This window comes from Magnetospirillum sp. LM-5, from assembly GCF_902729445.1.
Lineage (GTDB): Bacteria > Pseudomonadota > Alphaproteobacteria > Rhodospirillales > Magnetospirillaceae > Magnetospirillum.
Genome location: NZ_CACVCE010000032.1, coordinates 1 through 24,852, shown reverse-complemented (window position 1 = coordinate 24,852; position 24,852 = coordinate 1). Strand labels below are relative to the sequence as shown.

Annotated in this window: 25 protein-coding genes; 13 read left to right on the top strand and 12 right to left on the bottom strand. The window is 65.3% G+C overall.

The window, feature by feature from the left end; genetic code table 11:
* The first annotated feature begins 132 nt into the window (after positions 1 to 132).
* Positions 133 to 375, top strand: a complete 243-nt coding sequence (locus MTBLM5_RS11800; RefSeq protein WP_173976310.1) for a type II toxin-antitoxin system Phd/YefM family antitoxin — start codon at positions 133 to 135, stop codon at positions 373 to 375.
* Positions 376 to 654: 279 nt separating this feature from the next.
* On the opposite strand, the gene MTBLM5_RS11795 is transcribed toward MTBLM5_RS11800, so the two are convergent.
* The 4 genes from MTBLM5_RS11795 to MTBLM5_RS11780 are packed head-to-tail and all read right to left on the bottom strand — an operon-like array spanning position 655 to position 3,475.
* Positions 655 to 1,263, bottom strand: a complete 609-nt coding sequence (locus MTBLM5_RS11795) for a hypothetical protein (RefSeq protein WP_173976309.1) — start codon at positions 1,261 to 1,263, stop codon at positions 655 to 657.
* The gene (locus tag MTBLM5_RS11790) at positions 1,260 to 1,658 is read right to left on the bottom strand and encodes a type II toxin-antitoxin system VapC family toxin (RefSeq protein ID WP_173976308.1); all 399 of its coding nucleotides are present in this window, start codon (positions 1,656 to 1,658) and stop codon (positions 1,260 to 1,262) included. Before MTBLM5_RS11790 ends, MTBLM5_RS11795 begins: the two co-directional genes overlap by 4 nt.
* Complete coding sequence (locus tag MTBLM5_RS11785; protein ID WP_173976307.1) at positions 1,659 to 1,892, bottom strand: antitoxin; 234 nt, start codon at positions 1,890 to 1,892, stop codon at positions 1,659 to 1,661. It abuts the gene before it with no gap.
* Positions 1,893 to 1,951: 59 nt separating this feature from the next.
* Positions 1,952 to 3,475, bottom strand: a complete 1,524-nt coding sequence (locus MTBLM5_RS11780) for a fused MFS/spermidine synthase (protein ID WP_173976306.1) — start codon at positions 3,473 to 3,475, stop codon at positions 1,952 to 1,954.
* Positions 3,476 to 3,557: 82 nt separating this feature from the next.
* Between MTBLM5_RS11780 and MTBLM5_RS11775 the strand changes: the two genes are divergently transcribed.
* From MTBLM5_RS11775 to MTBLM5_RS11765, 3 genes are read left to right on the top strand one after another with little or no spacing between them, the layout of a single operon-like run.
* Positions 3,558 to 4,001 carry a DsrE family protein gene (locus MTBLM5_RS11775; RefSeq protein WP_173976305.1) on the top strand — a complete coding sequence of 148 codons (444 nt, stop codon included), beginning with the start codon at positions 3,558 to 3,560 and terminating at the stop codon, positions 3,999 to 4,001.
* Between the two features lie 17 nt (positions 4,002 to 4,018).
* On the top strand, positions 4,019 to 4,591 hold the full coding sequence (locus tag MTBLM5_RS11770; RefSeq protein ID WP_173976304.1) for a thioredoxin family protein: 573 nt from the start codon (positions 4,019 to 4,021) through the stop codon (positions 4,589 to 4,591).
* 37 nt (positions 4,592 to 4,628) lie between these two features.
* Entirely contained in the window at positions 4,629 to 5,633 is a 1,005-nt protein-coding gene (locus tag MTBLM5_RS11765) for an extracellular solute-binding protein (protein ID WP_254431014.1), read from the top strand.
* Between the two features lie 36 nt (positions 5,634 to 5,669).
* Here MTBLM5_RS11765 and MTBLM5_RS11760 read toward each other — a convergent pair whose 3' ends face one another.
* From MTBLM5_RS11760 to MTBLM5_RS11740, 5 genes are read right to left on the bottom strand one after another with little or no spacing between them, the layout of a single operon-like run.
* Positions 5,670 to 7,205, bottom strand: coding sequence for a hypothetical protein (locus tag MTBLM5_RS11760; protein ID WP_173976302.1), 1,536 nt, complete (start codon positions 7,203 to 7,205; stop codon positions 5,670 to 5,672).
* 14 nt (positions 7,206 to 7,219) lie between these two features.
* On the bottom strand, positions 7,220 to 10,027 hold the full coding sequence (gene flgK, locus MTBLM5_RS11755; protein ID WP_173976301.1) for a flagellar hook-associated protein FlgK: 2,808 nt from the start codon (positions 10,025 to 10,027) through the stop codon (positions 7,220 to 7,222).
* 26 nt (positions 10,028 to 10,053) lie between these two features.
* Positions 10,054 to 10,485: a flagellar protein FlgN gene (locus tag MTBLM5_RS11750; RefSeq protein WP_173976300.1), complete on the bottom strand. Its 432-nt coding sequence runs from the start codon at positions 10,483 to 10,485 to the stop codon at positions 10,054 to 10,056.
* Between the two features lie 3 nt (positions 10,486 to 10,488).
* The gene (locus MTBLM5_RS11745; protein WP_254431013.1) at positions 10,489 to 10,806 is read right to left on the bottom strand and encodes a rod-binding protein; all 318 of its coding nucleotides are present in this window, start codon (positions 10,804 to 10,806) and stop codon (positions 10,489 to 10,491) included.
* Complete coding sequence (locus tag MTBLM5_RS11740; protein ID WP_173976298.1) at positions 10,806 to 11,981, bottom strand: flagellar basal body P-ring protein FlgI; 1,176 nt, start codon at positions 11,979 to 11,981, stop codon at positions 10,806 to 10,808. Before MTBLM5_RS11740 ends, MTBLM5_RS11745 begins: the two co-directional genes overlap by 1 nt.
* A gap of 229 nt (positions 11,982 to 12,210) precedes the next feature.
* On the opposite strand from MTBLM5_RS11740, the gene MTBLM5_RS11735 reads away from it, so the two are divergent.
* From MTBLM5_RS11735 to MTBLM5_RS11725, 3 genes are all read left to right on the top strand, one after another.
* Positions 12,211 to 12,645, top strand: a complete 435-nt coding sequence (locus tag MTBLM5_RS11735; protein WP_173976297.1) for a flagellar assembly protein FliX — start codon at positions 12,211 to 12,213, stop codon at positions 12,643 to 12,645.
* Between the two features lie 91 nt (positions 12,646 to 12,736).
* Entirely contained in the window at positions 12,737 to 13,153 is a 417-nt protein-coding gene (gene dksA / locus MTBLM5_RS11730) for an RNA polymerase-binding protein DksA (RefSeq protein ID WP_068499935.1), read from the top strand.
* Positions 13,154 to 13,174: 21 nt separating this feature from the next.
* On the top strand, positions 13,175 to 14,923 hold the full coding sequence (locus tag MTBLM5_RS11725) for a glycosyltransferase (RefSeq protein ID WP_173976296.1): 1,749 nt from the start codon (positions 13,175 to 13,177) through the stop codon (positions 14,921 to 14,923).
* Between the two features lie 129 nt (positions 14,924 to 15,052).
* Here the strand turns inward: MTBLM5_RS11725 and MTBLM5_RS11720 are convergent, their stop codons facing one another.
* Together MTBLM5_RS11720 and MTBLM5_RS11715 are read right to left on the bottom strand one after the other, a co-directional pair.
* The gene (locus tag MTBLM5_RS11720) at positions 15,053 to 16,693 is read right to left on the bottom strand and encodes an AMP-binding protein (protein ID WP_173976295.1); all 1,641 of its coding nucleotides are present in this window, start codon (positions 16,691 to 16,693) and stop codon (positions 15,053 to 15,055) included.
* A gap of 5 nt (positions 16,694 to 16,698) precedes the next feature.
* Positions 16,699 to 17,919 carry a hypothetical protein gene (locus MTBLM5_RS11715; RefSeq protein WP_173976294.1) on the bottom strand — a complete coding sequence of 407 codons (1,221 nt, stop codon included), beginning with the start codon at positions 17,917 to 17,919 and terminating at the stop codon, positions 16,699 to 16,701.
* Positions 17,920 to 18,002: 83 nt separating this feature from the next.
* On the opposite strand from MTBLM5_RS11715, the gene MTBLM5_RS11710 reads away from it, so the two are divergent.
* Together MTBLM5_RS11710 and MTBLM5_RS11705 are read left to right on the top strand one after the other, a co-directional pair.
* Positions 18,003 to 18,200 carry a type II toxin-antitoxin system HicA family toxin gene (locus MTBLM5_RS11710; RefSeq protein WP_068499946.1) on the top strand — a complete coding sequence of 66 codons (198 nt, stop codon included), beginning with the start codon at positions 18,003 to 18,005 and terminating at the stop codon, positions 18,198 to 18,200.
* Between the two features lie 3 nt (positions 18,201 to 18,203).
* Entirely contained in the window at positions 18,204 to 18,584 is a 381-nt protein-coding gene (locus MTBLM5_RS11705; RefSeq protein ID WP_173976293.1) for a type II toxin-antitoxin system HicB family antitoxin, read from the top strand.
* A gap of 14 nt (positions 18,585 to 18,598) precedes the next feature.
* On the opposite strand, the gene MTBLM5_RS11700 is transcribed toward MTBLM5_RS11705, so the two are convergent.
* Positions 18,599 to 19,690: an NAD(P)/FAD-dependent oxidoreductase gene (locus tag MTBLM5_RS11700; protein ID WP_254431012.1), complete on the bottom strand. Its 1,092-nt coding sequence runs from the start codon at positions 19,688 to 19,690 to the stop codon at positions 18,599 to 18,601.
* A 112-nt stretch (positions 19,691 to 19,802) separates the two neighbouring features.
* Between MTBLM5_RS11700 and MTBLM5_RS11695 the strand changes: the two genes are divergently transcribed.
* From MTBLM5_RS11695 to MTBLM5_RS11680, 4 genes are all read left to right on the top strand, one after another.
* Positions 19,803 to 21,857, top strand: a complete 2,055-nt coding sequence (locus MTBLM5_RS11695) for a molybdopterin oxidoreductase family protein (RefSeq protein WP_173976291.1) — start codon at positions 19,803 to 19,805, stop codon at positions 21,855 to 21,857.
* Positions 21,854 to 22,660, top strand: coding sequence for a division plane positioning ATPase MipZ (locus MTBLM5_RS11690; protein ID WP_068499958.1), 807 nt, complete (start codon positions 21,854 to 21,856; stop codon positions 22,658 to 22,660). The genes MTBLM5_RS11695 and MTBLM5_RS11690 overlap by 4 nt, the downstream gene beginning before the upstream one ends.
* 162 nt (positions 22,661 to 22,822) lie before the next feature.
* Entirely contained in the window at positions 22,823 to 23,164 is a 342-nt protein-coding gene (locus MTBLM5_RS11685; protein ID WP_173976290.1) for a flagellar biosynthesis regulator FlaF, read from the top strand.
* Between the two features lie 139 nt (positions 23,165 to 23,303).
* Positions 23,304 to 24,852 (top strand): PAS-domain containing protein (locus MTBLM5_RS11680; RefSeq protein ID WP_173976289.1); only part of this gene is annotated, 1,549 nt, incomplete at its 3' end.

The following is a 24,852-nucleotide window of genomic DNA, read 5'->3' as shown; positions in this document are numbered from 1 at the left end:
TAGTCCTCGGACTCTTCGGTGAAACGAGACACCCCCGAAGGGAAACCTTCGGGGGTGTTTTCGTTCCGAGACCTTGCTGGCGCATAGGGAGTGTACTAAATTAAGCTAGATGACAGCTAGTTAGGATTGCCGATGCGCGAGGTCGGAGCCTTCGAGGCCAAGAACAAGCTGAGCGCCCTGTTGGATCTGGTGGAACAGGGCGAGGAAGTCGTGATAACCCGTCACGGCCATCCGGTGGCTCGCCTGCTTCCGCCAAAGGGCGCATTCTGCCGCCAGGACGCCCGCGACGCAGCCGATGGCTTGCGGATGCTGGGCGCAACGGCCCGTCTTGACGGCCTTAGCATCAAGGAACTGATCGAAGAGGGGCGGCGGTGACCCTGGTTGTCGTTGCCTCCGTCACCTTGGGTTGGCTGTTCGCCGATGAACGCACCCCCGCCGTCGATGCCCTGCTGGACCGCGTTGCCAAGATCGTCGAGTAGTCTTCGGACTCTTCGGTGAAATGAAACGCCCCCGGAGGGAAACCTCCGGGGGCGTTTTCGTTCGTGGTGGGGAAGGGGATTGGGCTGCCGCCCAAACCCCGGGACCGGTGCTTATTCGCGATCCGGAGGTGGAATCCGAAATATGCGCTTTGACCCAAATGGCTTTATCCGGCCCTCAATATCGGTGGGGCGGGAATAGCTCAGGGCATGACTTTTGAAGCATTTGATAGCCAGCCACGGCAAGTTCAGAGTGTTCAAGTTCGCTCGTAAAATTCTCGGGAATAACGTGCTTCAGCGGATTATCTTGCGCTAGAAAATGAGGATTGATAGTTAGGAACCATCCCAGAAATGTATCGACAGCCATGTTTTTATGTTCTGAAACAAGCCTGAAATTGCGGCAAGCTGTGAATAGTCGGAGACCGGTCTCCTCAGTCGGATAGTAGTGATGCGTCAGGTTGTGATCCTTGTCGGCGTGCTTAAGAAAATTTCTGGTTGCGTTTATTGCGTCAAAGGCCTTCCTCCGGTGTTCATCTTCGAGCCGAATCTTCCATTCATCGCACATCGAAAACATAAGGTGCGAAACATTCTGTCCACGTTGGATCCGCCTGGACAAAATACTGTCGCGTTCATGCTTCCATATATCTTCCAATATTTGATCCGCAGCGGCGCATAGGGTGTAAGCGGAAATCAGGTCCCTATCTTCAAAATATAACTTAATAGCAGTCTCGAGTTGGGCTTTGACCGCGTCCATTTTGGAAATGGCCATTTTTTTTGGCGTCTTCATTTCACCCAATTCTCCACCGCCAACCCATCCACCCGCCGGAACTCGCTTTCATTGGCGGTGACCAGGGTGACGCCCAAGGCCATGGCATGCGCAGCGATCCACAGATCGTTGTTGCCGATGGGGCGGCCCCGTCGTTCCAAAGCCGTTCTTATCTCGCCGTAGATCTCACTGGTTGGTTCATCCAGGGGCAGAACCTCTAAGGTATCCAGCAAGGCAGCCACGTGTGCCGCCAGTCGCGGGGAGCCTTTGCGGATGGCCCCGAACCGCAGTTCTCCGGCGCAGATAATGCTGGTGCCGACCTGATCCTCGCCGACCTCGGCAAGACGGAGTGCCGCAGGCCCCCGGGGATGGCGCAGCAGGTCGGATAGGATGTTGGTGTCCAGCAGGTAGCGCATTTACAGGTCCACCGGCTCGGGCGGCGGATCATCGATCTCGGGAAATTCCTCGTCCAAGGGCTCGAGCGTCGCCAGTAATGCCAGCAGTGACCGTTTGCGGACCGGCTCCAGGATCAGTCTCTCGCCGTCCTTGCGCAGGATGGCGTCCTCGCCCGGCAATTCGAATTCACGCGGGATGCGGACGGTCTGGTTGCGGCCGTTGCGGACCAGGCGGACATGGCGTTCGGGAATCATCGGCGCCTCCCTGGCATATGTCACAGCATATGCCGGTGGCGCTCTGCATTTCAACGACCTTACCGTTCCCCCACCTCGGGGCTTAAGAGCACATGGGCCATCAGGCGGTCCACGGGCGCGAAATCGTCGGTCAGGACCGGCACGTCGGCTGCGGTCACCGCCTCCTTGACCTGATCACCCTTCAGGCGCAGCCAGTGGCGCGGGAAGAAACGGCTGGCACGGATCAGGCCCGCCTCGGTCGGGCGGTCCGAGGCCAGCACCAGATAAGTGACCCGTTCGCCCTGGCTCATCTCGTCGCCATCGACCCAGACCTCGACCGCCTTGAAGTCGCGCCACAGGGTTTTCAACAGGGCGAACAGGAATTTGGGTTCGTGGCGGGCCTCGATGACGTTGATGGCATAGAAGCCGCCGGGCTTCAGGCGGGCGGCGATCTCGGCATGGAACTCGGCCGTCACCAGATGGGGCGGGATGCCGATATCGTGGAAGGCGTCGCCGAACACCACGTCGAATTGGGGCCGGCGCGGCAGCGATTGCAGGGCGACGCGGGCGTCGCGGTGGTCGGCCACCACGCCCTTGGCGTCCGGGTCCAGCCACAGGAAGCGCCGCGCCACCTCGGTCACCATCGGGTCGATTTCGGCGACGTGCAGGTGGGGGGCGGCATAGGCCCGGCTCCAGGCCCGGGGCAGGGTATAGGCCCCGCCGCCGACGAAGAAGGCCGCGATCGAATCGCGGCCGAAGCGCCGCGCCGCCAGTTCGTCGGTGAAGTGCAGGTACGAGGAATGCAGCACCTCGGGGTTTGCCGCATCGTTGATGCCGTGGCCCAGATGGTCCAGCACCAGCACGGCCGAGTCCCGCCCGGCCTGGCCCGAGAAATCCTCGACCCGCAGGCAGTAATAATCGCTTTCGACCCGACACGGCGAGGCCAGGCCGGACGTGGCGGCGATGGATATGGTCAGGCCGGCGACCAAAGCGGCCATCACCGCGCTGGACGGGCCGCGGACCAGGAAGGCCAGGCCCAGCATTCCGTAAGTGGCGGCCACCGCCATCAAGGTCCCGATGGAACCGATCCACGACAGGAACAGATAGCCGGCCGCCAGCGTGCCCAGGATCGAGCCGGCGGCGCCCAGCGCATACATCCGGCCGATGGCGCGGCCGGCATGGGCGCGGTCGGTTTCCACCGCCAGCTTGGTCAGGATCGGCGAGATGATGCCGGCGAACAGCGACGGCGGCAGGAACAACAGGGCGGTCAGCGCAATGATCGCCGCGATCGGGTGCCAGCCCTGGCCCAGCAGCGGCTGCGACGCCAGCCGCAGGACCGGCAGCGCCAGGGCGGTGACGGTTCCGGCCGCCAGCAAGGCGGCGCCGATGCGGCGGTGGGCGGCGCGCCCCTCGCACTCGGCCAGGATTCCGCCGATCCAGTGGCCGATGGTCAGGCCGGCCAGCACCACCGAAATGATCGCCGTCCAGGTGTAAAGGCTCATGCCGACATAAGGGGCGAGCAGGCGACCGGCGACGATTTCCACCACCAGCGCGGCGGCCGAGACCAGGAACAGCGCGGCGCCATAGGCCAACTGGCGAAGCATCGAAGGGGGGCCTTTCAAGATTTCGGCGACGAAACCGTCAAACTCATTCTATGATAATCCTATCATACATCGGGGACTGGTCATGCGCGCCCTTGGCTTGCTGTTGTCGATCCTGTTGCTGTGGCCCGCCCTGGCGGGGGCCGAAACGGTGCTGGCCTCGCCCAAGCCCGGCTGGGACAATCCGCGCAAGGTCGTGCTGCAGTTGAACGCCGAGGACCCGCGCCACGTCAACAACGTGCTGTACAATGCGGTCAACCTGCAGAAATTCTATGGTCAGGACAATGTGAAGGTCGCCATCGTCGCCTATGGCGGCGGCGTGCGGGCCTTGTTGGCCGACCAAAGCAAGGTGGCCGACCGGGTCGCCTCGCTCAAGGCCTACGAGGTCGAATTCGTCGCCTGCGGCAACACGCTGGAAACCATCGGGCGCAAGCCTGCCGATCTGCTGGCCGGCGTTTCGGTGGTGACGGCCGGCATCGCCGAACTGGTCGAGCGGCAATTGCAGGGATGGGTGGTGGTGGCGCCATAACAAACGGAGGGGAGCCGATGAAACGTTGGGTGTTTGGCCTGATCGGCCTGTTGCTGTCGCTGTCCGCGCCGGCCTTCGCCAAATACGAGCCCAAGCTGGGCGACGACGGGCTTTACCGGCAGGACTGGTTCCTCAACAGCTTCCTTGATCTGAGAGAGGACCTGGTCGAGGCGACCAAGGCCGGCAAGCGTTTCGCCATCATCTGGGAACAGAAGGGCTGCCCCTATTGCCGGGACGTCCACACCGTCAACTTCGCCGATGATCATGTGCGCAACTGGATCAAGGACCGCTTCGTCATCGTCCAGTTGAACCTGTGGGGCGACCGCGAGGTGACCGATTTCGACGGCCAGGTCCTGACCGAGAAGGCCCTGGCCCGCAAATATCGGGTCAACTTCACCCCGACCATCCAGTTCTTCCCCGATAGCCTGGCCGCGACCAAGGGCAAGTTGATCGACGAGATCGAAGTGTCGCGCATGCCCGGCTACTTCAAGAACTTCCATTTCCTGGCCATGTTCGAGTATGTATGGGACAAGCGCTACGCCAAGGGGCAGGAATTCCAGCGCTATATTCTGGAGAAAGCCAATCAATAGGATTCCGGGCTGGCGGTGTTGGCTGGCGGCGCTGACGTTGCTGATCTTGGGGGGCGGCCACGGATGGGCGGGTGAAATCCGCGTCCTGACTTGGTCGTCTTATATCTCGCCCCAGGTTCTGGAACGGTTCGAACGCGAGGTCGGCGTCCGCGTCAAGGTCGATACGGTGACCAACTATGTCGATCTGATGGCCCCCTTGCTGACCGGGGCATCGGGTTACGACATCGCCTTTCCCGCCGATTTCCAGGTCCGCGATCTGGTGCGGGGCGGCCTGCTGGAAAAGGTCGGCGTCGATCGTCTGGCCAATTTCTGGAATGTCGAGGATGTCTGGCGGTCGCGGCCGCTGGACCCGCGCGACGAATATACCGTGCCCCATGTCTGGGGCACCACGGCCTTCGTCGTCGATAGCTCGGTCTACAAGGGCGACATCGATACGCTGAAGCTGGTGTTCGAACCGCCGCCCGAAATCGACGGCAAGATCGTGCTGCTGGATTCCGGCTACGACATGGTGCAACTGGCGCTGATCTGGCTGCGGCTGCCGCGCTGTTCGACCCGGCCCGAGCACCTGGCCCGTGTCGAAGGCCTTCTGGTGCCGATGTTGCGGCGCTACCCGCTGGCCGACATCGACACCATCGTCGAGGAATTGGCCAATGGCCGCTATGTCCTGGGAGTGGCCTGGAACGGCGACGCGTTGAAGGCCCGGCTGAAGCGGCCCAGCCTGAAATTCGCCCATCCCCGCGAAGGATCGCTGGTGTGGACCGACGTCATCGTCGTCCCCAAGGGCGCCCCCAACCGGGCCGACGCGCTGAAGTTCCTGTCCTTCATGATGCGGCCCGACGTCGCCGGGATGGAAAGCAACTACAACCTTTATGCGACGGTGATCAAGGGGGTCGATCGCTATCTCGACCGCCATCTGCTGAACGCGCCGGAAATCGTAGCACCCATCTCGTCGACGCTGGATTTCTTCACGTTCTGCGACAACAACGCCGAAACGCAGCAAGAGAACTTCTGGAAGGTCTTGAAGGACAAGGCCCGCCAGTGACCGGCGAAGCCGGGGGACTTTTCCCCGGAAGACTGATTACCGCATGAAGTTCAACAGCGACAGCTCGCGCACCATCGAGGTGGTCTGATAGGCCGCCTGCAGGGCGGTTTCGTCGCTTTTCAGCAACACCGCCAACTCGGTCTTGTCGGACTGCTCGAGTTCCGACGCGCGGGTCTGCAGGAAGCCCTTGAACTTGGTGTAGACGGTGTTCTTGGTGGCGATCAGGGCCTGGTTGTTGCCGACCGCCGCCTGCAAGCTGGCCAAGTCGCTGGTCAGTTCGGTGCCGTAGGGCGGCGAGGTGCCGGCCGGCGACTTCAGCGCGTCGTTCAACAGGTAGCGGGCGGCGACGATGCGATCCAGGTTGTTTTCCAGACCGCCGGCGGTGCCATATTGGCCCTGGGCGATGATGGCCATGGCGCGGAAGGCCTTTTCGAAGGTCGGGTCCGACGCATAGACGCCCAGGTCGATGGTGCGGTCCTGGCCGACGCGGTGTTCCAGCGCCAGATTGTCGCCATTGTACCAAGACGAGGCGCTGAGCGTGACGGTCGAGATCGCCGCCTGGGTGGTGACCTTGGTCGAGTTGACGGTGATGGTGTCGGGCGGGCCGGCGGTGATGGCCGACACTTCGTAGACCCCGTCATTGCTGGCCGAACCCGACACTTCGAACACCTGGCCGACCGCGAAGCCCGTGGCGTTGGAGACCTGAATGGTGTCCGTGCCGGGAGTGAAGGTCAGGTTGGCGTTCAGCTGCTGCTGGTCGGGCAGCGCCGTGGTGTAATATTTGAGGCTGGCCGCCACCGGGCCTTCGGTGACCAATGGCGAGACGGTGATGACGGTGCCGCCGCCGCCGACGCTGACGCTCCTGACGGTGAATTCCTTGTCGTCGTTGGCGCCGCCGGCCGAATCGTTGACGGTGATGCGGGCGCCGACCGGGATGTCGCTCAGGACGTTCGGCGAGGTCGTCAGGGACGCCGCGGTGATGGTGCCGGCGGCGCCGCTGAAACTCACATTGCCGGTTTCGGCGTTGGTGGCGTTCAACTCGAACAAGGTGCCCGACCGGGTGGTCGGATAGGGATGGTCGAAGCCGTCCCATTTGGTCTGGAAGTCGTCGAACGAATTGGCGAATTGGGCCACCGGCTCGTTGTTGACGCGCCCGCCCGAGAAGATGTACTGGCCGTTGATGCTGGACGCCAGGCTCGATTGCAGCGACAGCATCGAATTGTAGGCCTGTTCCTGCAGGGCGGTGATTTCCGCCTGCGACCGGGTCTCCTTGGCATAGAAATCGTCCAGCTGGTCCAGGAAATCGTTCATCGTCGTTTCGATGGCGTTCAGCGAGATTTCCATGCCGTCCAGTCGGGTTTTGGCGGTGGCGTTGCCCTTGATGTACTGATCGACCCGCGAGATTTCGTTCTCGAAATTGATCAGCTGGTGGGAGTCGCGGGAAATGCCGGCATAGGTCTGCGACTTCATCCCGGTATTGAACTGCACCATGTGCTCGTGCGAGCGCAGCTGGATGTCGTTGATCCGGGACAGGTAGACCTGGTTGGCGCCATATGTTCCGATGCGGGTCATTTCTCGATCTCCGCCTACTGGATGATGTTCACAAGGACTTCCAGCATTTCCTGGATCGCTGTGATCACTTTCGCCGAGGCCGTATAGGCCTGTTGGTAGTCGATCATGGCCGAGACTTCCTCGTCCAGATTGACACCGCTGAAGGAAGTGTACTGGAAATCAAGCGATTCACTCAAGGTCGACTGGTAATCCAGCACCGTCTTCGAGTGGTCGGAATCTCCGGCGACCACCGAAATGGTGGCGGCGGCATATTCCGACAGGGTGTATTGGCCCTGGAACAGCCCGCCCGCCGAGTCGAAGCTCAACTTGGTGGTGCCCAGTTCCGCCATCTGCAGGGCGACCGCGTTGTCGCCTTCCGAGATGAAATATTCATCGACGTCCGAGTTCCACTGCATCATGCCGCGGCTGATCCGTTCCGGGCCGGCGACCAGTTCCTGGCGCACGGCCAGGCCGGCGGCGGCGGTGGTGGCCGCGGCTTCCAGGCTCAGGTCGGACAGCAGGTTCTTGCCCTGGCCGTCCAGGTCGGACGACAGGAACAGTTCCTGATTGCCGGAATGGATGATCCTGAGGCGGCTGCCCGAGCCATCGGGAACCACCGCCGCATAGACCTTCTGTTCCTTGCTCATCTCAAGGGTGGTGCCCAGGTCCGATCCGCTCGACAAGTCGCCGCCGATGATGGTGGCGGTCAATTCCTCGCCGCGGCTGTCGGTCAGGCGCAGGCGCTTATAGGCGCCATCGACCACCACCGTCGCGGTGACCGAGCTTTGGTTCAACAGGCCGGCCAGATTCTCGACGGTATAGGTGCCGGCGGGCAGGGCCTGGGTGTACAAGGTGCCCGACGGGTCGGCGACGGTGACGGTGGCCGCCGAGGTGGTGGTCCAACTGGTGGTCGACAGACGGGCGGATTCGGTGACGCGGCCATAGCGGTTGACCGAGTCGGCGATGTCGCTGAGCGACGAACCAGCCGCCACCGTGAATTCCTGACCGACCTGGCCGGTCGAGTCCCACAAGGACATCGTCCGCGACGTGGTGGTGGTGAAGCTGTCGTCCATGATGGCGCTGTCATGGATCGAGTTGGCGTTGTCCTTGACGTAAAAGTCGTTCAACCCGAAGAAATTGGAAAAGCCCAAGACGGTCTGGTCGGTGGCGCCGTCGCCGGTGGCGTCGAAGAAGATCTTGGCGTCGGCCTGGTCGGCGCCGTCGGTGCTGCTGCCCTGGTCGCGGAAGGCCAGCGAAACCGTGGTGTCGCCGACGCTGATATCCAGCTTGCCGTCCGAGTTCAGGTTGACCGAAGCGTTGGAATAGCCTTCGGCCTTCAGCCACCCCTCGATATGGGCGGACACTTCGTTGATGCTCCAGTCGCCATGGTCGGTGCGATTGTCGAAATCGGCGACGTTACGACCGGTGCCGGGGGTCAGGCCGGCGGTGGCCTGGTAATCGACCTGCATGATGGTGTTCAGCGTGGTCTTGGCGATCTGGTCGCCGCTGGTGTCGAACAGGCCCAGAACCACATCGTCGCCGGTATCCAGCTGGATGGTCTGGCGCGGATTGACCTTCTCGACCACGACATTGAAGTTGTCGGTGCGCTCGACCACCCGATAGGTGCCGGCGTTGCGGGCGGTGTCGGTGCCGGACAGGGTGAACACCGTGCCGGCCGGGAAGTTGGCGGCGGTGAACACCGCGTTGGTGGCGGTCAGCGTCGCCTGCCACGGATACGAGCCCGAGCCTGCCGCGAAGGCCAGGCCGCCATGGGCGACGGTGCCGCCGGCCCGATACATGGTGGCCACCGCGTCGGCGGCGTCGTTGACGATGTCGCCCTGGCTGGCGAACACCCGGGTCCCGTTATAGGACGACGTGACGTTGGGCAGGGACGTGCCGCGATTGTGGATCTGGTTGATGTTGTCGTGCAGCTGCTTGGCCATCTCGTCGATCATCGACTGGGCCTGCGGCAGCACCTCGTCGCGCATCTTGATGTAGGCGCGGATCTGGCCCGAGGTCAGGTCGTTGGTCAGGTCCAGGCCGCTGCCTTCGGCGGTGATCTTGCCGAACTGCCCGCCCGCCGAGGTCATCCACGCGGCGGTCACCGTGCTGGAGGTGTAGTTGAGGTGCTGGACCTGATTGTCCAGCAGCATCTCGCCCGAATTGGTGAAGATGCTGACGGAATTGTCCTGACGCTTGAAATATTGGATATCGATGCTTTTCGACAGCTCGGTCAGCAGCACGTCGCGCTGGTCTTCCAGGTCGGCGGTGCCGGTGGCGACGGTGCCGTGCTTGACGATCTTCTGGTTCAGGTCGTTGATGTCGTCCAGCATGCGGTTGATGTTATCGACGGTCAGGTCGATCTGGGTGTCCGCTTCCAGGCGCAGGTTCTGGATCTGGCGGGTCATGTCCTGCATGGAATCCGCGACGTCCTGGGCCTTCTGGACGGAGTTCCACTGGGTCGACGACTTGTCGGATTGGGTCGACAGCGACTCGAAGGCGTTCATCAGGTCGCTCAGGCGGTGGGCGATCGAGGTGTCGTCCTCGACCTCGCCGAACAGATCGTCGATGCGCGGATACATGGTCTGCTCGGCTTCCAGCCGGCCCAATTCGGAATTCTGGCGGCGGATGTCCTTCAGCAGGCCCTCGTGAGCCATGCGGGTCAGGCTGCCTTCCTGAACGCCGGCGCCGACGCCGCCGACGATCCGCGATTCCTGGTTCAGGACCTTGCGGGTATAGCCGACGGTGTTGACGTTCGACACGTTCTGGGCGATCACGTCCAGGCCGCGCTGACTGGTCAGCAGGCCCGAGAGTGCGGTGTTCAATCCAAGTGTGAGCGACATGATCCTGGCTCCCCGCCGTTCTGGCGTCAGAGGGTCTTGTTAAAGGCCAGCGAATTGGGTTCGCCGGTGGCGGTGGCGCTGAAAGCGCCGGACTTGCTGTAATGGGTGGTCTGGGTGGCGTTGGCCTTGGCGGCCGAGACCATGGAATCCATCAGCATCTGACGGACCTCCATTTCGATCTTCAGCCGCTTGGCGTTTTCCTCGACCAGGACCTGCAAGCGCTTGCCCAGCGCCAGCAGGTCTTCCTTCTGTTCCGGTTCCAGGGCTTCGGCCAACGACGGGTCGTCGCGCATGGGGGCGATGGATTGCTCGTAGATGCGGGCCAGCGACGATTTGTTGGCGCTCAGCTCGCGGATGGTGCCGACGTCATGACGCTCCAGCGCTTCGTTCTCGAATTCGATCAGGTCGCACAGATTGGTGCAGGCCCAAACGATGTCGTCGTAGGAAAGAGCGGGCATGGTTCAAACCTCCTGGTGCGCCAGCATGGCCCGGGTGACCTGGTCGGCCAGGCCGATGCCGTTGCCCCGGTTGGTGATCATCTTGGCGTACTCGTCGTTCAACATCGGGCGGAACATGGCTTCGGCATGGCCACCGCCGAACAGGCCCTTTTCCTGGTCGATCCCGGTGAACATGTGATTCAACATCTGAGACATGAACATAGACTCGAACTGCTTACCAACCGCTTTCGCCCGGGCAACATTTGCCGCGTGCTGAGGGGTCTGGGCCGGCTGCGAGGCGGCCATCCTGGCGTTGTCGAGGAGCGAGGCGGTCATCGTCATCACATCACCTCGATGTCGGCTTGCAGGGCGCCCGCGGCCTTGATGGCCTGCAGGATCGAGATCATGTCGCGCGGGCCGATGCCTAAGGAATTGAGGCCGTTGACCAGTTCCTGCAAGGTTACGCCGTGCGGCAGGACCGACAGCTTCTTCTGGCTGCCTTCGTCGATTTCGATGTCGCTGCGCTGGACGGTGGTGGTGGTGCCGACCGTCGAGAAGGGCGAGGGCTGCGACACCTGCGGGGTCTCGGTGATGCGGATGGTCAGCTGGCCTTGGGCGATGGCGACGGTGCTGATGCGGACGTTCTCGCCCATGACGATGGTGCCCGACGCCTCGTCGATGACGATCTTGGCGATCTGATCGGGTTCGATGCGCAGTTGCTCGATGTCGGTCAGCATGGCGACGACGTTGCCGCGATAGGCCGGCGGGACCGTCACCTGAATGGTGCCGGGGTCGCTGGGTCGCGCGATGTCGGTGCCGAGATAGGAATTGACCGCCTGGGCGACGCGGCGCGCGGTGGTGAAGTCGGGGTTCCGAAGGGTGACCTTGACCGATTCCAGGTGGCCCATCTCGAAGGGCAGCTCGCGTTCGACGATGGCCGCGTTGGAGATCTTGCCCGAGGTGGGCACGCCCTTGGTCACCGACGAGCCCGACGCGCCCGTGGCGGTGACGCCGACGCCGGCCAGGCCGCCCTGGGCCACCGCGTAAATCTCGCCATCGGCGCCGACCAGCGGGGTGACCAGCAGCGTGCCGCCCAGCAGGCTCTTGGCGTCGCCCAGGGCCGACACCGACACGTCGATGCGGGTGCCCTGGCGGGCGAAGGGCGGCAGGACGGCGGTGACCATCACGGCGGCGACGTTCTTCGGCTTGACGGTGGCGATGGTGCCGCCCTGTTCGCGGATGTTGACGCCCAGGCGTTCCAGCATGCCGACCAGCGATTCCTTGGTGAAGGGCGAGTTGGTCAGGTCGTCGCCGGTGCCGTTCAGGCCGACCACGATGCCGTAGCCCACCAGCATGTTCTCGCGCACGCCTTCGAAATCGGCGATGTCCTTGATGCGCGACGCGCCGAAGGCGGTCTGCGGCATGGCGAAGACAGTCAGCCCGACCAGGCCGGCGGCAAGCAGGAAAGCTCGCATTCCGATGGCGATGGCGGCTTGGGTGGAGAAGAGCGGCTTCATGTGGACCTCGGGAACTCGGAAAACGCATGAATGGTCGCAAGGACCGTTGCGAAGATCGTGCCAACCCCGGAATGCCCGAGAATCCGCCATTTCCCCGGATGGCGGGCGGCGCTTGGACCGAATCGGCCCGGCAAAAGATGCCGAGTGAGCGGCAGATTTAGCAGCTTTCGCCGCCACGCCTTTCGCGGCTAGAATGAAGGCCACGACCACGCTGGAAAAAGTGGGGATCATGAAGGTTTCCGGAGTCGGGTCAGGCGCCCCTGCCGGTGGCGCCCGCAAGACCGACAAGGCCGACGGCAAGAAAGGTGAGTTCAAGCGCGTGCTCGTCGATGCGATGGGTGCGGGCGACGAAACTCATGCTGCCGACGGGGCGTCGTCCATCTCGGTGGTCGAAGGCGCGCTGATGATTCAGGATGTCGGCGGCGCCACCGACCGCGAGGCGCGCCAGCGGCTGGTTCGCCACGGCGAGGAATTGCTGGATAAGCTCGAGGAAATCCGCCACGGCTTGCTCTTGGGCACCGTGCCGGTGGACAAGCTGGAAGCCCTGGCGTCCAGCGTTCGCAGCCGGCGCGAAGCCTGCCCGGATCCGCGTCTGGCCGCCCTGCTCGACGAGATCGAGCTTCGGGCCGAGGTCGAAATCGCCAAACTGACGCGTGGGCGTTGAACATCTCGCGATAAGCCCTCTTGCGGCCCTTGGGGGCACCCCATATATTGCGTCCCGTCTAAAGCAAAGCCCAGACGCATTGCGGGGGAAGATGACAGTGACGCTGCCGCCGGATTATCGTCCGTCCGAGGACGAGCCCTTCATGAACGAGAACATGAAGGAATATTTCCGTCAAAAGCTGCTGGCCTGGCGATCGGAATTGCTGCGCGAGTCCGACGAGACCCTGGCCCACCTGCAGGAAGGTGGCTTGCAGGAGCCCGACATCGCCGACCGCGCCTCGGCGGAAACCGACCGGGCCCTGGAACTTCGCACCCGCGACCGCGAGCGTAAGCTGATCGCCAAGATCGATTCCGCCCTGCAGCGGGTCGCCGACGGGTCCTACGGCTATTGCGAGGAAACCGGCGAGCCGATCACCATCCGCCGCCTGGAAGCCCGCCCGATCGCCACCTTGTCGATCGAGGCCCAGGAACGCCACGAACGGCTGGAGCGGACCCACCGCGACGATTAACCAACAAGGGGCGTTCCGACCATGATCGAGGACACGGCGGCCGGACGATGGTATCTGGCGGCCTTCCCCTCGGGAACATCGGGCCGGACCATGCGGGTGATGGCGGCGCCCGGTCTGGCGGACAGCCCGCGCACCTGGTGCGATCTCGCGGAAAATCTTTACTTCGACGGGGTGGGCGAGGCCGGAGCCGTTCCGGCGCTCAAGGCCGCGCTGGCGCTTTATCCCGACGATCTTGATCTGGTGCGCGCCCTGGCCGAGACCGAGTACCGCACCGGGGCCGAGGCGGCCGCGCGCGACCGGCTGGCCCCGCTGGCCGACCACGACGCCGCCGCCGCCATCTTGCTGCTGACCTTCGATCGCCAGCAAAAGCGGCTGGACCGCGCTGTCCTGATGCGGGCGGCCGACCTGGTCCTGAACGTGGCGCCTTGGGGGGCGGTCCACGAGGATTTCATCCAATTGTGCCGCGATGGCGGCGTGCCGGAAGTGGGCGTGCAGTTCCTGTCGGCCTGGCTGACCCATCGGGGCATGTCGCTGTGGCCTTACCTCAGGGCCGGCGAGCTGATGCTGGAAGCCGGCGAGGTGGCTGGGGCCGCGCGGGTCCTGCTGGATCTCTGGGGGCGCAATCCGACCGCGACCGAGCTGGTCGGGCCATGGACCGGCATCCCCGACGACGACGCGGCCACCGAGGCCCGCATTCTCGACGAGATCGAGCACGCCTTCGCCATTCCCGACGAGGACCTGCCGGTGCATCCCTTGCCCGATTGCGCCCGCGACCCGGCCGAGGTGACGGTCCTGTATCTGGGGGCGGAACAGGCCAGCAGCGGGGTGGCGGCGGCCAACGATCTGGCCGGCCATTTCGCCGCCGCCGCCCGGGCGGCGGGGGGGCGGTTCATCCCCTGGCTGGACTCGACCCTGAGCGCGGTCAGGATCGGGCCTTGCTCGGACGCCGAGCTCGGCCGCCGCAAAGAGGCCTTCCTGGCGGAACTCGAGCGGGTGCGCCCCGACATCTTGCTGTGCGATTCGCAAACCGTTCCCGGACTGCGCTTCCCGACCGTTCCCGAGATCAGGGAATTGAAGGCGCGGCTGGGCTTCAAGCTGGTCCACGTCTCGCGCGATTCCTTGCGCGCGGTCGATAACCAGATGCAATTATGGGCCGACGTGGCCGACCATATCTTGCTGTTCGACCCGTGCGCCTATGTGCTGCGCGACCCCGAGCATCGGGACCTGGCCGCCAAGGCCTTCGCCATCCCGGTTCCGGCCGTCCATCCGCCCTTCGTGCCCAGCGGAAATCCGCCCGAGCACCAATTGCTGTTCGTCGGCAGCACGTTTGCGCCGCACCGCTCGTTCCTGCTGGCGGGCCTGGCCTGGGCCGATATCGGCGTGGAGCTGGTCATCGGCGAAAAGCGGCGCCAACTGGCCCCGGATGACGTCGCCTATGCCGGCTTGCTGGCCTCCAGCCGGGCGGTGCTGAACGTCGCCGCCCACGCCGCCGGCGAATCCGGTCGTCTGGTGACCGGGCGGGTGTGGGAAACCATCGCCTCGGGCTCGCTGCTGGTGGAACAATTGCACGAAGGCACGGCACGCTTCTTTCAGCCATGGCGGCATTTCATTCCGTGGAGCGAGCCGGCCGATATCATCAAGCGCTGGCGAGTGCTGTCCCGTCACGAGGATGTGCGGGCCCGCATCGCCGCCGAAGCCCATGGCTGGGCCCAGCGTCATTACGGGGTGGACAAGGTGTGGCGGTCGATCATCGCCCACGCGCTGGGATGATTTTCCCGAATCCGAATTCATTCGGCTTCGGGTTTTCTGTTTCGCCCTCGCCGGGCGCCGCCGTCCGGCGGCTTGGCCGCGCCCGCAATGGGCGCAAGATACCGAATCCGAAGTCATTCGGCTTCGGTATCACCCCCAGCGTTCACCCGGATCGGGGGCATCGAGCTTCAGCGGGCGATTGAGCAAGGCGTCGCGGTCGATGCCGTCGGCATTGGTGGGCAGGCTGTCGACGAACTCGATCCGGCGCGGCACCTCGTGGATGGCGCGGCGGGTGGCGACGAAGGCCTGCAGGCGGCGGGCCAGGTCGATGTCGGGGCCATGGCCGGGGCCGGTCACCACAAAGGCCTTCAACTCGCCGGTGGGCAGCAAGGTGACGGCGGCGGCGGCCACGCCGGGATGCCAGATCAGCGCCGCTTCGACCTCTTCCAGGGCGACCGGCAGGTCGTCGATCATCGCCACGCCGTCATCCGGCTTGACCTCGTCGGGCCAGACATAGCCGTCCAGGTCGCGGCTGCCGATCATGCCGTCCGGCTGCCAGCCCGACGGCAGCGCGGTACCGACCCAGCCCTCGCCGGTCCAGCGGCCCAGGCAGGCGCCGGGCGATCCGGGCGCGGCGGCCAGCAATCCGCGCTCGCCCGCCGGCAGCGGGCGGCCGCTGGCATCGACCGCCTCGACGGTGATGCCGGGCGCGGCGCGGCCGGGCGAGCCGGCCAGGCGTTCCATCACCGGATGGCCGTTGGCGATGGTGGCCCCGGTCAGTACCGTCCCGAAAATGTCGTTAGGCGCCACCCCGAACCGCTCGGCCGCTTTTTGGCGCAAGGCTTCGTCCAGCGGTTCCGGCCCCGACGCCAGGGTCCGCAGGTTGGGGCTGGGGCTGGAATTGGCGGCGCTGGTCAGGCGTCGCAGGTGGGCGGGCGGGATCCATGCCGCCCGCACGCCGTGGCGGCCGATCGCGGCCAACTGGCGGGTGGGGTCGGTCTCTGTCAGGGCGATCACCGTCATGCCGTGATGCCAGGCCGGCAGGATGCCCCAGATCAGGGCCTCGAAGCTCATCCATTCGGCCGGAGTCCAGAAGATGTCGCCGACCTGGGGGAAGAAGCCCAGGGCGAACTCGACCGGCGGCAGGCTGCCCGGCAGGGTGCGGTGGGCGTGCAAGATGCCCGGTGGCCGCCCCATGGCGTCGGCGGGATAGAACAGGAAGGCTGGCGCGTCGGCCCCGGTGACTTGCGGCGGAAAGGCATCGGGCGCGGCCTCCAGCGCCTGCCACAGATCCTCGGTGCCGGCGACCGGGTCGCCCGCCACCAGGATCGCGGTCAGATTGGGGGCGCCGTCGCGGCCGGCCAGCAGGCGCGGCGCCACCGCGGCAGCGGCAATGGCCGCGTGCGCGCCGGAATCGGCCAGGCGCCAGGCCAGCGGGATTTCACCCAGGGTGCAGGGCGCCGGCACCGCCACCGCCCCCATCTTCAGCACCGCCAGAATGGCGATGGCCGCCTCGATCGAGGGCGGCAACGAGATCAGGACCCGCTCGCCGGCGATCACGCCGCGCGCCGCCAACACGTTGGCCAGCCGGTTCGACAACAGGCGCAGCATGTGGAAGGTGGCACGCTCGACGGTGCCGTCGGCCGCCTCGACCGCCAGGGCGGTTCGATGGCCGTCGGCCCCGGCCATGGTCTGGCGGTCGCAGACGTCGAAGGCCAGGTTGTAAAGCTCGGGGATGCGCCAGCGAAAGGTCCGGCAGGCTTCCTCGTAGGAACGGGCGGATTTCAGCATCGGTGTCAGTCCAGCGGCATCAGCTCTTCGAACCACAGATAGGTGTCGGTCTCGGTGAACACGATGCCGTCGAACCCGGCATCCATGATGCCGGTGGCGATCTTGCCCAACTGGGCCTTCCATTCCGGGTTGGCGAGGTCGATGATGAACTGGCCGGGCACGTCGCTGTCGGGGGCGAACAGGAACGGCGGGCTACCGGCCCCCCAGCCCTTCTGCCAGTACCAGCGGCTATCCTGGGTCTTGCCCAGCGGCAGCGCCGCCAGCACCATGCGCGGCGAGCCCAGCGCCTTGAACTTCAGCTTGGCGATGTCGGCAGGGGTCAGCCCGTCCCAGCCGCGATGGGCGACATCGACCACCACGATGTCGTAATTGGTCTTTTGCAGCGCCATCACCCATTCGGCCCGGCTGGCGAAGCTGTCGGCGTTCAGCATCGGCAGCCAGGTGCGCGCCGCCGAGACCGAGCGGATCGGTTCGGCGTTCTCGTGGTTCGGCCGGGTCTTGGGCAGATGGCCGGTGGTCGGGTTGTCGGCGTCGGCGAAGGTCAGCACGCGGTCGCGGTCGGCGGCGCGCATGGCAGCGTCGGCATCCTTCTGGGTCTTGCAATCTTCCAGGCTGAACAGGCGCCGCCCGGCATCGCGGGCGGCGTCGATGGCATAGATCATGCGGCGCTGGCGTTCGATCTTCTCGGATTCGCGCTTGATCTCGGCGGCGCGGCGCAATTCTTCCTTGGGGTCGATCGAGAACGGCCCCAGGGGCTGCGGCACCGGCGGGCGCTGGATGCCGCGCGCGCGCTCCTCGGCCAGGACGCGGTCAAGCTCGCGGCGGTCCTTGATGGCCTCGGCCAGCGGCTTGCCGAAGGCGAAGGTGCTGCAATAAAGACCATCGACCACCAGGCCGTCGATCACCTTCATATAGGGGCGATAGACCGTGCCCAGCGGCAGGCGCTTCTCGAAATTGGTACCGTAGGGGTCTTGCGCCTCTTCCCACGCCGCCTCGCGCTCGCCCTTGACCAGCAGTTCGACGCCGCCCTTGACCAGGATCACCGCCTCCTTCTTGCGGGCCTTGGCGTAGGTGGCGATCTCGATGATCACCTCGCGCCACACCTCCCGATGGTTGGGAACGGCGGAAGCCGGCGGCGGCATCCAGTCGCGCGGCTTGTCCATCGCCGCCGCCTGGGTGGCGGTCAACAGCAAGGCCAAGGCCAAGGTGGCGGAAAGGCGGGTCATGACAGGGGCTCCTTGCCTGCCGAGCAACTCGACAACGGGACCGGTGGTGTGTATAATATACTTATTGCCAAGGCGGGGGGCTGATGGATAGTCGCGAGATCATTCGCAGGCTGGAACGAGACGGTTGGGTCGAGGTGGCGCGGCGCGGATCGCACGCGCAATTCAAGCATCCGACCAAGCCTGGGCGGGTGACCGTGCCCCATCCCAAGAAGGACATGGCGCCGGGGACTTTGCGCAGTATCGAACGCCAGGCCGGCATCCGGTTGGAAGAGAAAGGGTAGGCGATGGAACGCTCTTATTTCGCGGTGGTCGAGGCGAGCTCGTCGGGTGACATCGGCGTATGGTTCCCCGATTTTTCCGGCTGCGTGACCGCCGGCGGCAGCTATTCCGAAGCGCTGCTCAACGCCCGCGAGGCGCTTCAGTTTCATGTCGACGGCATGGTCGAGGACGGCGACGCGATCCCGGAGCCCACGCCGTTCGAGAACCTGCCCGCCGACCGGGGACATTTGGCCGTGGCCCTGGTTTCCGTCAGCCTGCAAAGCCGTTCCAAGCGAATCAACATCACCATGGATGAAGCCCTGCTGGCCTTGATCGAGGCCCGCACCAACAATGTCTCTGGTTTCCTGGCGGAAGCGGCGCGCGACCGTCTGGCGTCGCTGCGCTGACCGGGCGGGGCGGGTCATCCGATCATCTCCTTGACCAGTTCGGCCAAAGCCAGGCACGAGGTCAGGCCGGGTGATTCGATGCCGTAAAGCGCCACCAATCCCGGGCGGCCGTGCTGGGCTGGTCCGTGCACGGCGAAATCGGCGGCCTGCTCGTCGGGCGCGTTGATCTTGGGGCGGATGCCGGCATAGGCCGGCTCCAGGGCGCCGTCGGGCAAGTCCGGCCAATAACGGCGGATGGCGTCGTAGAAGGAATCGGCGCGCGATGGCAGGACCCGATAATCCTCGGCCTCGACCCACTCGACGTCGGGGCCGAAGCGCCCGCGTCCGGCCAGGTCCAGGGTATAGTGCACCCCCAGCCCGGCGGCCACCGGCACCGGATAGACCAGCCGCGAGAACGGCATCTTGCCGGTCAGGGTGAAGTAATTGCCCTTGCACAGATAATCGCGCGGCACCGCGGCCAATCCCAGCGAGCGGGCGACCGGACAAGACGACAGCCCGGCGGCGATCACCACGCTTTTGGCCAACAGCTGTGTCGGCTCGGCGCCGCCGATCTCCAGCAAGGTGGCGCCGTCTTCGCCACGGCCGCCGGCCACCGGGGCGTTGAGCGCCAGGACCGCGCCGTGTTCTTCCGCCTCGCCCTGCAGGGCCAGCATCAGGCCGTGGGTGTCGATGATGCCGGTATCGGCCGAGAACAACGCCTTGGTGCAGCGAAGAGCGGGCTCCATCGCCATGGCCTCGGCGGCGGGGATGGGGGCCAGGCCGAGACAGCCATTGACCTTGGCGCGGGCGAGGATGTCGTCCAGCTTGGCCGCCTCGGGCTCATCGGTGGCGACGATCAGCTTGCCGGTCATGCAAAAATCGACGCCGTGAACACCAGCGAAATCGCGCAGCAGGCGGTTGCCGGCCACGCACAGCCGCGCCTTCAGGCTGCCGGCGGGATAATACATGCCGGCATGGATGACCTCGGAATTGCGCGAAGAGATGCCGCCGCCGATGGCCGGGCCTGCTTCCAGCACCACCACCTCGCGGCCGGCCAGCGCCAGCGCGCGGGCGCAGGCAAGCCCGACCACACCGGCCCCGATCACCGCACAATCGATGCGTTCCACCAACCCCTTGTCCCCGACTTCGGTTGTCGCCTCTAGATTTGGCGGAGCATAGCATCCAGCCGGCGCTTGCGGAAGTTGCCGGATGGCCGGGCTGCGGCTACATTCTTCCCCCATGAACCAGGCCGCCTTCTCGCCCTCTGTCTGTCCCCACGATTGCCCATCCGCCTGCGGCCTGATGGTCGAGCGCCTGGCCGACGGCCGCATCGGGCGGGTGCATGGCGCCAAGATGCCTTATACCGAGGGCGTGATCTGCGCCAAGGTCGCCCGCTATGCCGAGCGGGTCCATCACCCCGATCGCGTCACCACGCCCTTGCGCCGGGTCGGGCCGAAGGGGGCTGGCGCCTTCGCGCCGATCGGCTGGGACGAGGCGCTGGACGAGATCGCCCATCGCTTCCGCCAGGCCGCCCTGCAGAACGGCGCCGAAAGCGTCTGGCCCTATTTTTATGCCGGCACCATGGGCCTGGTGCAGCAGAACGCGCTCAACCGGCTGCGTCGGGCCATGGGCTATTCCGGCCAGGCCAAGACCATCTGCGCCAGCGCCGCCGGGGCCGGCTGGATGGCCGGGGTGGGGGCCAAGTGGGGCGTGGATGCCCGCGAGATGGCCGACAGCGACCTGATCGTCATCTGGGGCGCCAATCCGGTCGCCACCCAGGTCCATCTGATGGGGCTGATCAACCAGGCCAGGAAGCAGCGCGGCGCCCGGCTGGTGGTGATCGATCCCTATCGTTCGGGCACCGCCGCAAAGGCCGACACCCACCTGATGCTGCGGCCCGGCACCGACGGCGCGCTGGCGGTGGCGGTGATGCATGTGCTGTTCCGGGACGGCCTGGTCGATCGCGACTATGTCGAGCGCTATACCGAGGGCGCCGATCGGCTGGAAGCCCATGTCGCCACCCGCACGCCGGCCTGGGCCGCCGCCATCACCGGCCTGAGCGAAGCCGAGATCGAGGCCTTCGCCCGCGCCTATGGCGCCACCAAGCGGTCGTTGATCCGCCTGGGCTATGGCATGAGCCGGTCGCGCAACGGCGCCGTCAACCTGCATGCCGCCAGTTGCCTACCGGCCCTGACCGGGGCGTGGGAAGTGACCGGCGGCGGCGCCATCCAAAGCGCGTCGGGGGGCTTTGCCATCGAGCGCAGCCTGATCGACGCCGCCGACCTGCCCGAGCCCAAGGTCCGCACCCTGGACATGAGCCGGATCGGCGCGGTGCTGGATGGCGACCCCGCCGCCCTGGCCGGCGGGCCGCAGGTCGCCGCCATGCTGGTGCAATCGACCAATCCGGCGACGGTGGCGCCCGAGACGGCCCGGGTGTGGCGCGGCCTGGCCCGCGACGATCTGTTCGTGGCGGTTCACGAGCAGGCCATGACCCAGACCGCCCGCTTCGCCGACATCATCCTGCCGGCGACCACCTTCCTGGAACATGCCGACCTCTACACCTCGTATGGGCACAGCTTCCTGCAGGTGGCGCGCCCGGTGATCGATCCGGTCGGCCAGGCGCGCTCCAACCACTGGGTGGTCGGTCAGTTGGCCCAAAGGCTGGGCGCCGTCCATCCCAGCTTCGCCATGGATGACGAGGCGATGGTCGCGGGCATCCTGGCCGCTTCCGGCCTGCCCGATATCGATGCCATCCTGGCGGCCGGCTGGCATGATTGCACGCCGTCCTTCGACCGTGCCCATTTCCTGACCGGGTTCGGCCATGGCGGGCGGTTCCGCTTCGCCCCCGACTGGGCGGCGATCGGCCCCGATCACGCCCGCCTGCCGGCGCTGCCCGACCATGCCGCCCTGACCGAGGCGACCGATGCCGATCATCCATTCCGGCTGATCACCCCGCCGTCGCGCCATTTCCTGAATTCCACCTTCGCCGACACCGCCAGTTCGCAAAAGCTGGCCGGCCGGCCCACCGTCTTGATCCACGCCCAGGATTGCCAGGCCTTGGGGCTGGCCGACGGTCAATTGGCCCGGCTGGGCAACCGGCGCGGCTCGGTGGTGGCGCATGTGGCGGTCACCGACGGAATTGCCCCCGGCACCGTCGCCGTCGAAGGCATCTGGCGCGACGAATCCTTCGTCGAGGGGATCGGCATCAATCGCCTGGTCGGAGGCGATCCGATCCCACCGGCCGGGGGGGCGGCATTCCACGACACGGCGATCTGGGTAAGGGGAGAAGCATGAGCAGGAAAGCCCATGTGGTGGTGGTCGGCAACGAGAAAGGCGGCACCGGCAAATCGACGGTGTCGATGCACCTGATCGTCGGTCTGCTGGGGCAGGGGCTGTCGGTGGGCTCGATCGATATCGACGCCCGTCAGGCGACGCTGTCGCGCTACATCCAGAACCGCAAGGGGCGCAAGGATGCCGCGACCCTGGGCCTGCGGGTGCCCGACCATGTGTCGCTGCCGCCGACCGCCGACCGCGAGGCCGACGAGAAGCGCCTGACCGAGGCGGTGCGCCTGTTGGGGGCGGTGCATGACGTGGTGGTGATCGACACGCCCGGTTCCGACCATTACCTGTCGCGACTGGGCCATTCCTTCGCCGACACCCTGATCACCCCCTTGAACGATTCGCTGATCGATCTGGATGTCCTGGCCCGGGTCGATCCCGAAACCATGCGCATCCTGCGTCCCAGCCACTATTCCGAGATGGTGTGGGAAACCAAGAAAACCCGGGCCGTGCGCGGCGAGAAGGCGGTGGTCGACTGGATCGTGCTGAGGAACCGTCTGGCCCATCTGGACGCCCGCAACAAGCAGGCGATGGAAAAGCTGTTGGGCGATCTTTCCAAGCGCATCGGCTTTCGCGTCGCCCCCGGCCTGGGCGAGCGCGTCATCTATCGTTCGTTGTTCCTGGAAGGTCTGACGCTGTTGGATCTGCGCGAAGGCATTCCCGGATTCGAACTGAGCATGAGCAACATCGCCGCCCGGCAGGAACTCAGGAATCTGATGGAAGCGACCGGCCTTGCGAAACTCGCGAAAGCCGATTGAACGCGAGGCCGGCCGGGACTACTCTGTTGCCAGCGAATCATGGGTGCGGCGCCGGACGCGAATCAGGTTAACGGACTATCAATCGGTTCGCTTTAGCGTTGCGCAGAAGTGACGAAGATCAGCGCCCCGGGGGGCGAGACAGACGTTCAGGAGGGAGACCCCATGTCCAACGAAACCAACCTTTCGGTTGCGGAAGAGCAAGCTTTCCAATTGTCGCAGGCCGCCATCGGGCTGGACCAGGCCAAAGCCGCGCGGAGCAACCTCAGCGGCCTGGCCGTCGCGCTCGAGCGGAACCTGGAAGTGTGGGTGGCCCTGAAGACCATCGTGTCGTCCAGCGACTGCCTGCTGCCCGACGCGGTGAAGGAAAATCTGCGCCGCCTGGCCGAATTCGTCGCCGACCGCACCTTGCAGGGCGTCGACAACATCGCCGACACCACCATCGACGCGCTGATCAACATCAACCTGCAAATCTCGGAAGGCCTGCTGGAAGGCGCCAAGAAGTAGTTTTTCAGGTCGATAGTTCTATTGAAAGGGTGCTTCGTCGATGGCGAGGCACCCTTTTCAGTTTGAATTTGGAAGATGACTTCCGGCAAGGTGCAAACTCGCCTATCATTCCTGGCGCCAAGGCGGTGCGGAGTCGCAAATGCTTCATCTGGCGGGGTCTGCCGAATACAAATGGAAGCATATGATCGAGGCGGTGGAAGAGCTGGGCCAAGGCTTCACCGTGTTCGACCGCGACCTGAACCTGATCTTGTGCAATTCCCGCTTCCTCGACATGTTGGGTTTCCCGGCGGATCTGGTCCATCCCGGGACGGTGTTCGCCGATTTCATGCGCTATAACGCCCTGCGCGGCGAGTACGGGGTGGGCGATGTCGAGGCCTTGGTGGCCGAACGGGTGGAAAAGGCCGCGCGGTTCGAGCCGCATCGCTTCGAGCGCGAGCGCCCCGACGGCACGGTGATCGAGGTTCAAGGCAGCCCACTGCCCGGCGGCGGATTCATCACCACCTACACCGACATCACCGACAGGAAGCGTGCCGAGCGCATGCTGATCCACGCGAAGGAGGAAGCCGAGGCGGCGGCCCGGGCCAAGGCCAGCTTCCTTGCCACCATGAGCCACGAGATCAGGACGCCGATGAACGGCATCCTGGGCATGTTGCACCTGCTGGGCGGCAGCCAACTGACCGACGAACAGCGCGATTTGCTGGAAACGGCGCGGGGCTCGGCCGGGGCCTTGCTGGGCATCTTGAACGACATCCTGGATTTCTCGAAGCTCGAGGCCGGCCAGTTGCGGGTCGAGGCCACCGATTTCGACCTTAGCCGCCTGGTTCACGACGTGGTCGCCCTGCTGCAGGGTGGCGCCGACGACAAGGGGCTGACCCTGACCGCCGAGATCGCCGATCAGGTCCCGCGCCAGGTGGTGGGCGACCCCACCCGCCTGCGCCAGGTCCTGACCAACCTGATCGGCAACGCGCTGAAATTCACCAATGGCGGCAGCGTCGCCGTCCGGGTCGGGTTGGAGGAGACCGAGGACTCGTTGTCGAAATTGCGCTTCGAGGTGGCCGATACCGGCATCGGCATCGCCCCCGATGCTTTGGCGACCTTGTTCCAGGAATTCGTCCAGGCCGATTCCTCGATCAGCCGCCGCTTCGGCGGCACCGGGCTGGGACTGGCCATCTGCAAACGGCTGGTCGAGATGATGGGCGGCGACATCGGCTGTGACAGCCGGCTTGGCGAAGGAACGACATTCTGGTTCACCACCCGGGTCGGCCTGGCTTCGGTCAGCGTGCGCCATTCGGCCCCGGCGGTGGTGGACCGGCCCGTCACCGCCCCGTTGACGGTGCTGCTGGCCGAGGACAACCCCGTCAATCAGAAGCTGACGACCATTTTGCTGACGCGCTGGGGGCATGCCGTGACCCTGGCCAAGAACGGGGCCGAGGCCATCGACGCGGTGCTGGGCGGCACCTTCGACGTCGTCTTGATGGATGTCCACATGCCGGCCGTCGATGGTCTCGAGGCGACGCGGCGCATTCGCGCCATGGGCGGGCCGATGGCCGCCGTGCCGATCGTCGCCATGACCGCCGACGTGCTGGAGGGCGACACCGCCCGCTGCCTGGCCGCCGGCATGGACGATTACGTCGCCAAGCCGATCGATCCCGACCGCCTGCAGGCCGTGCTGGCGAAATTTTCCCGCT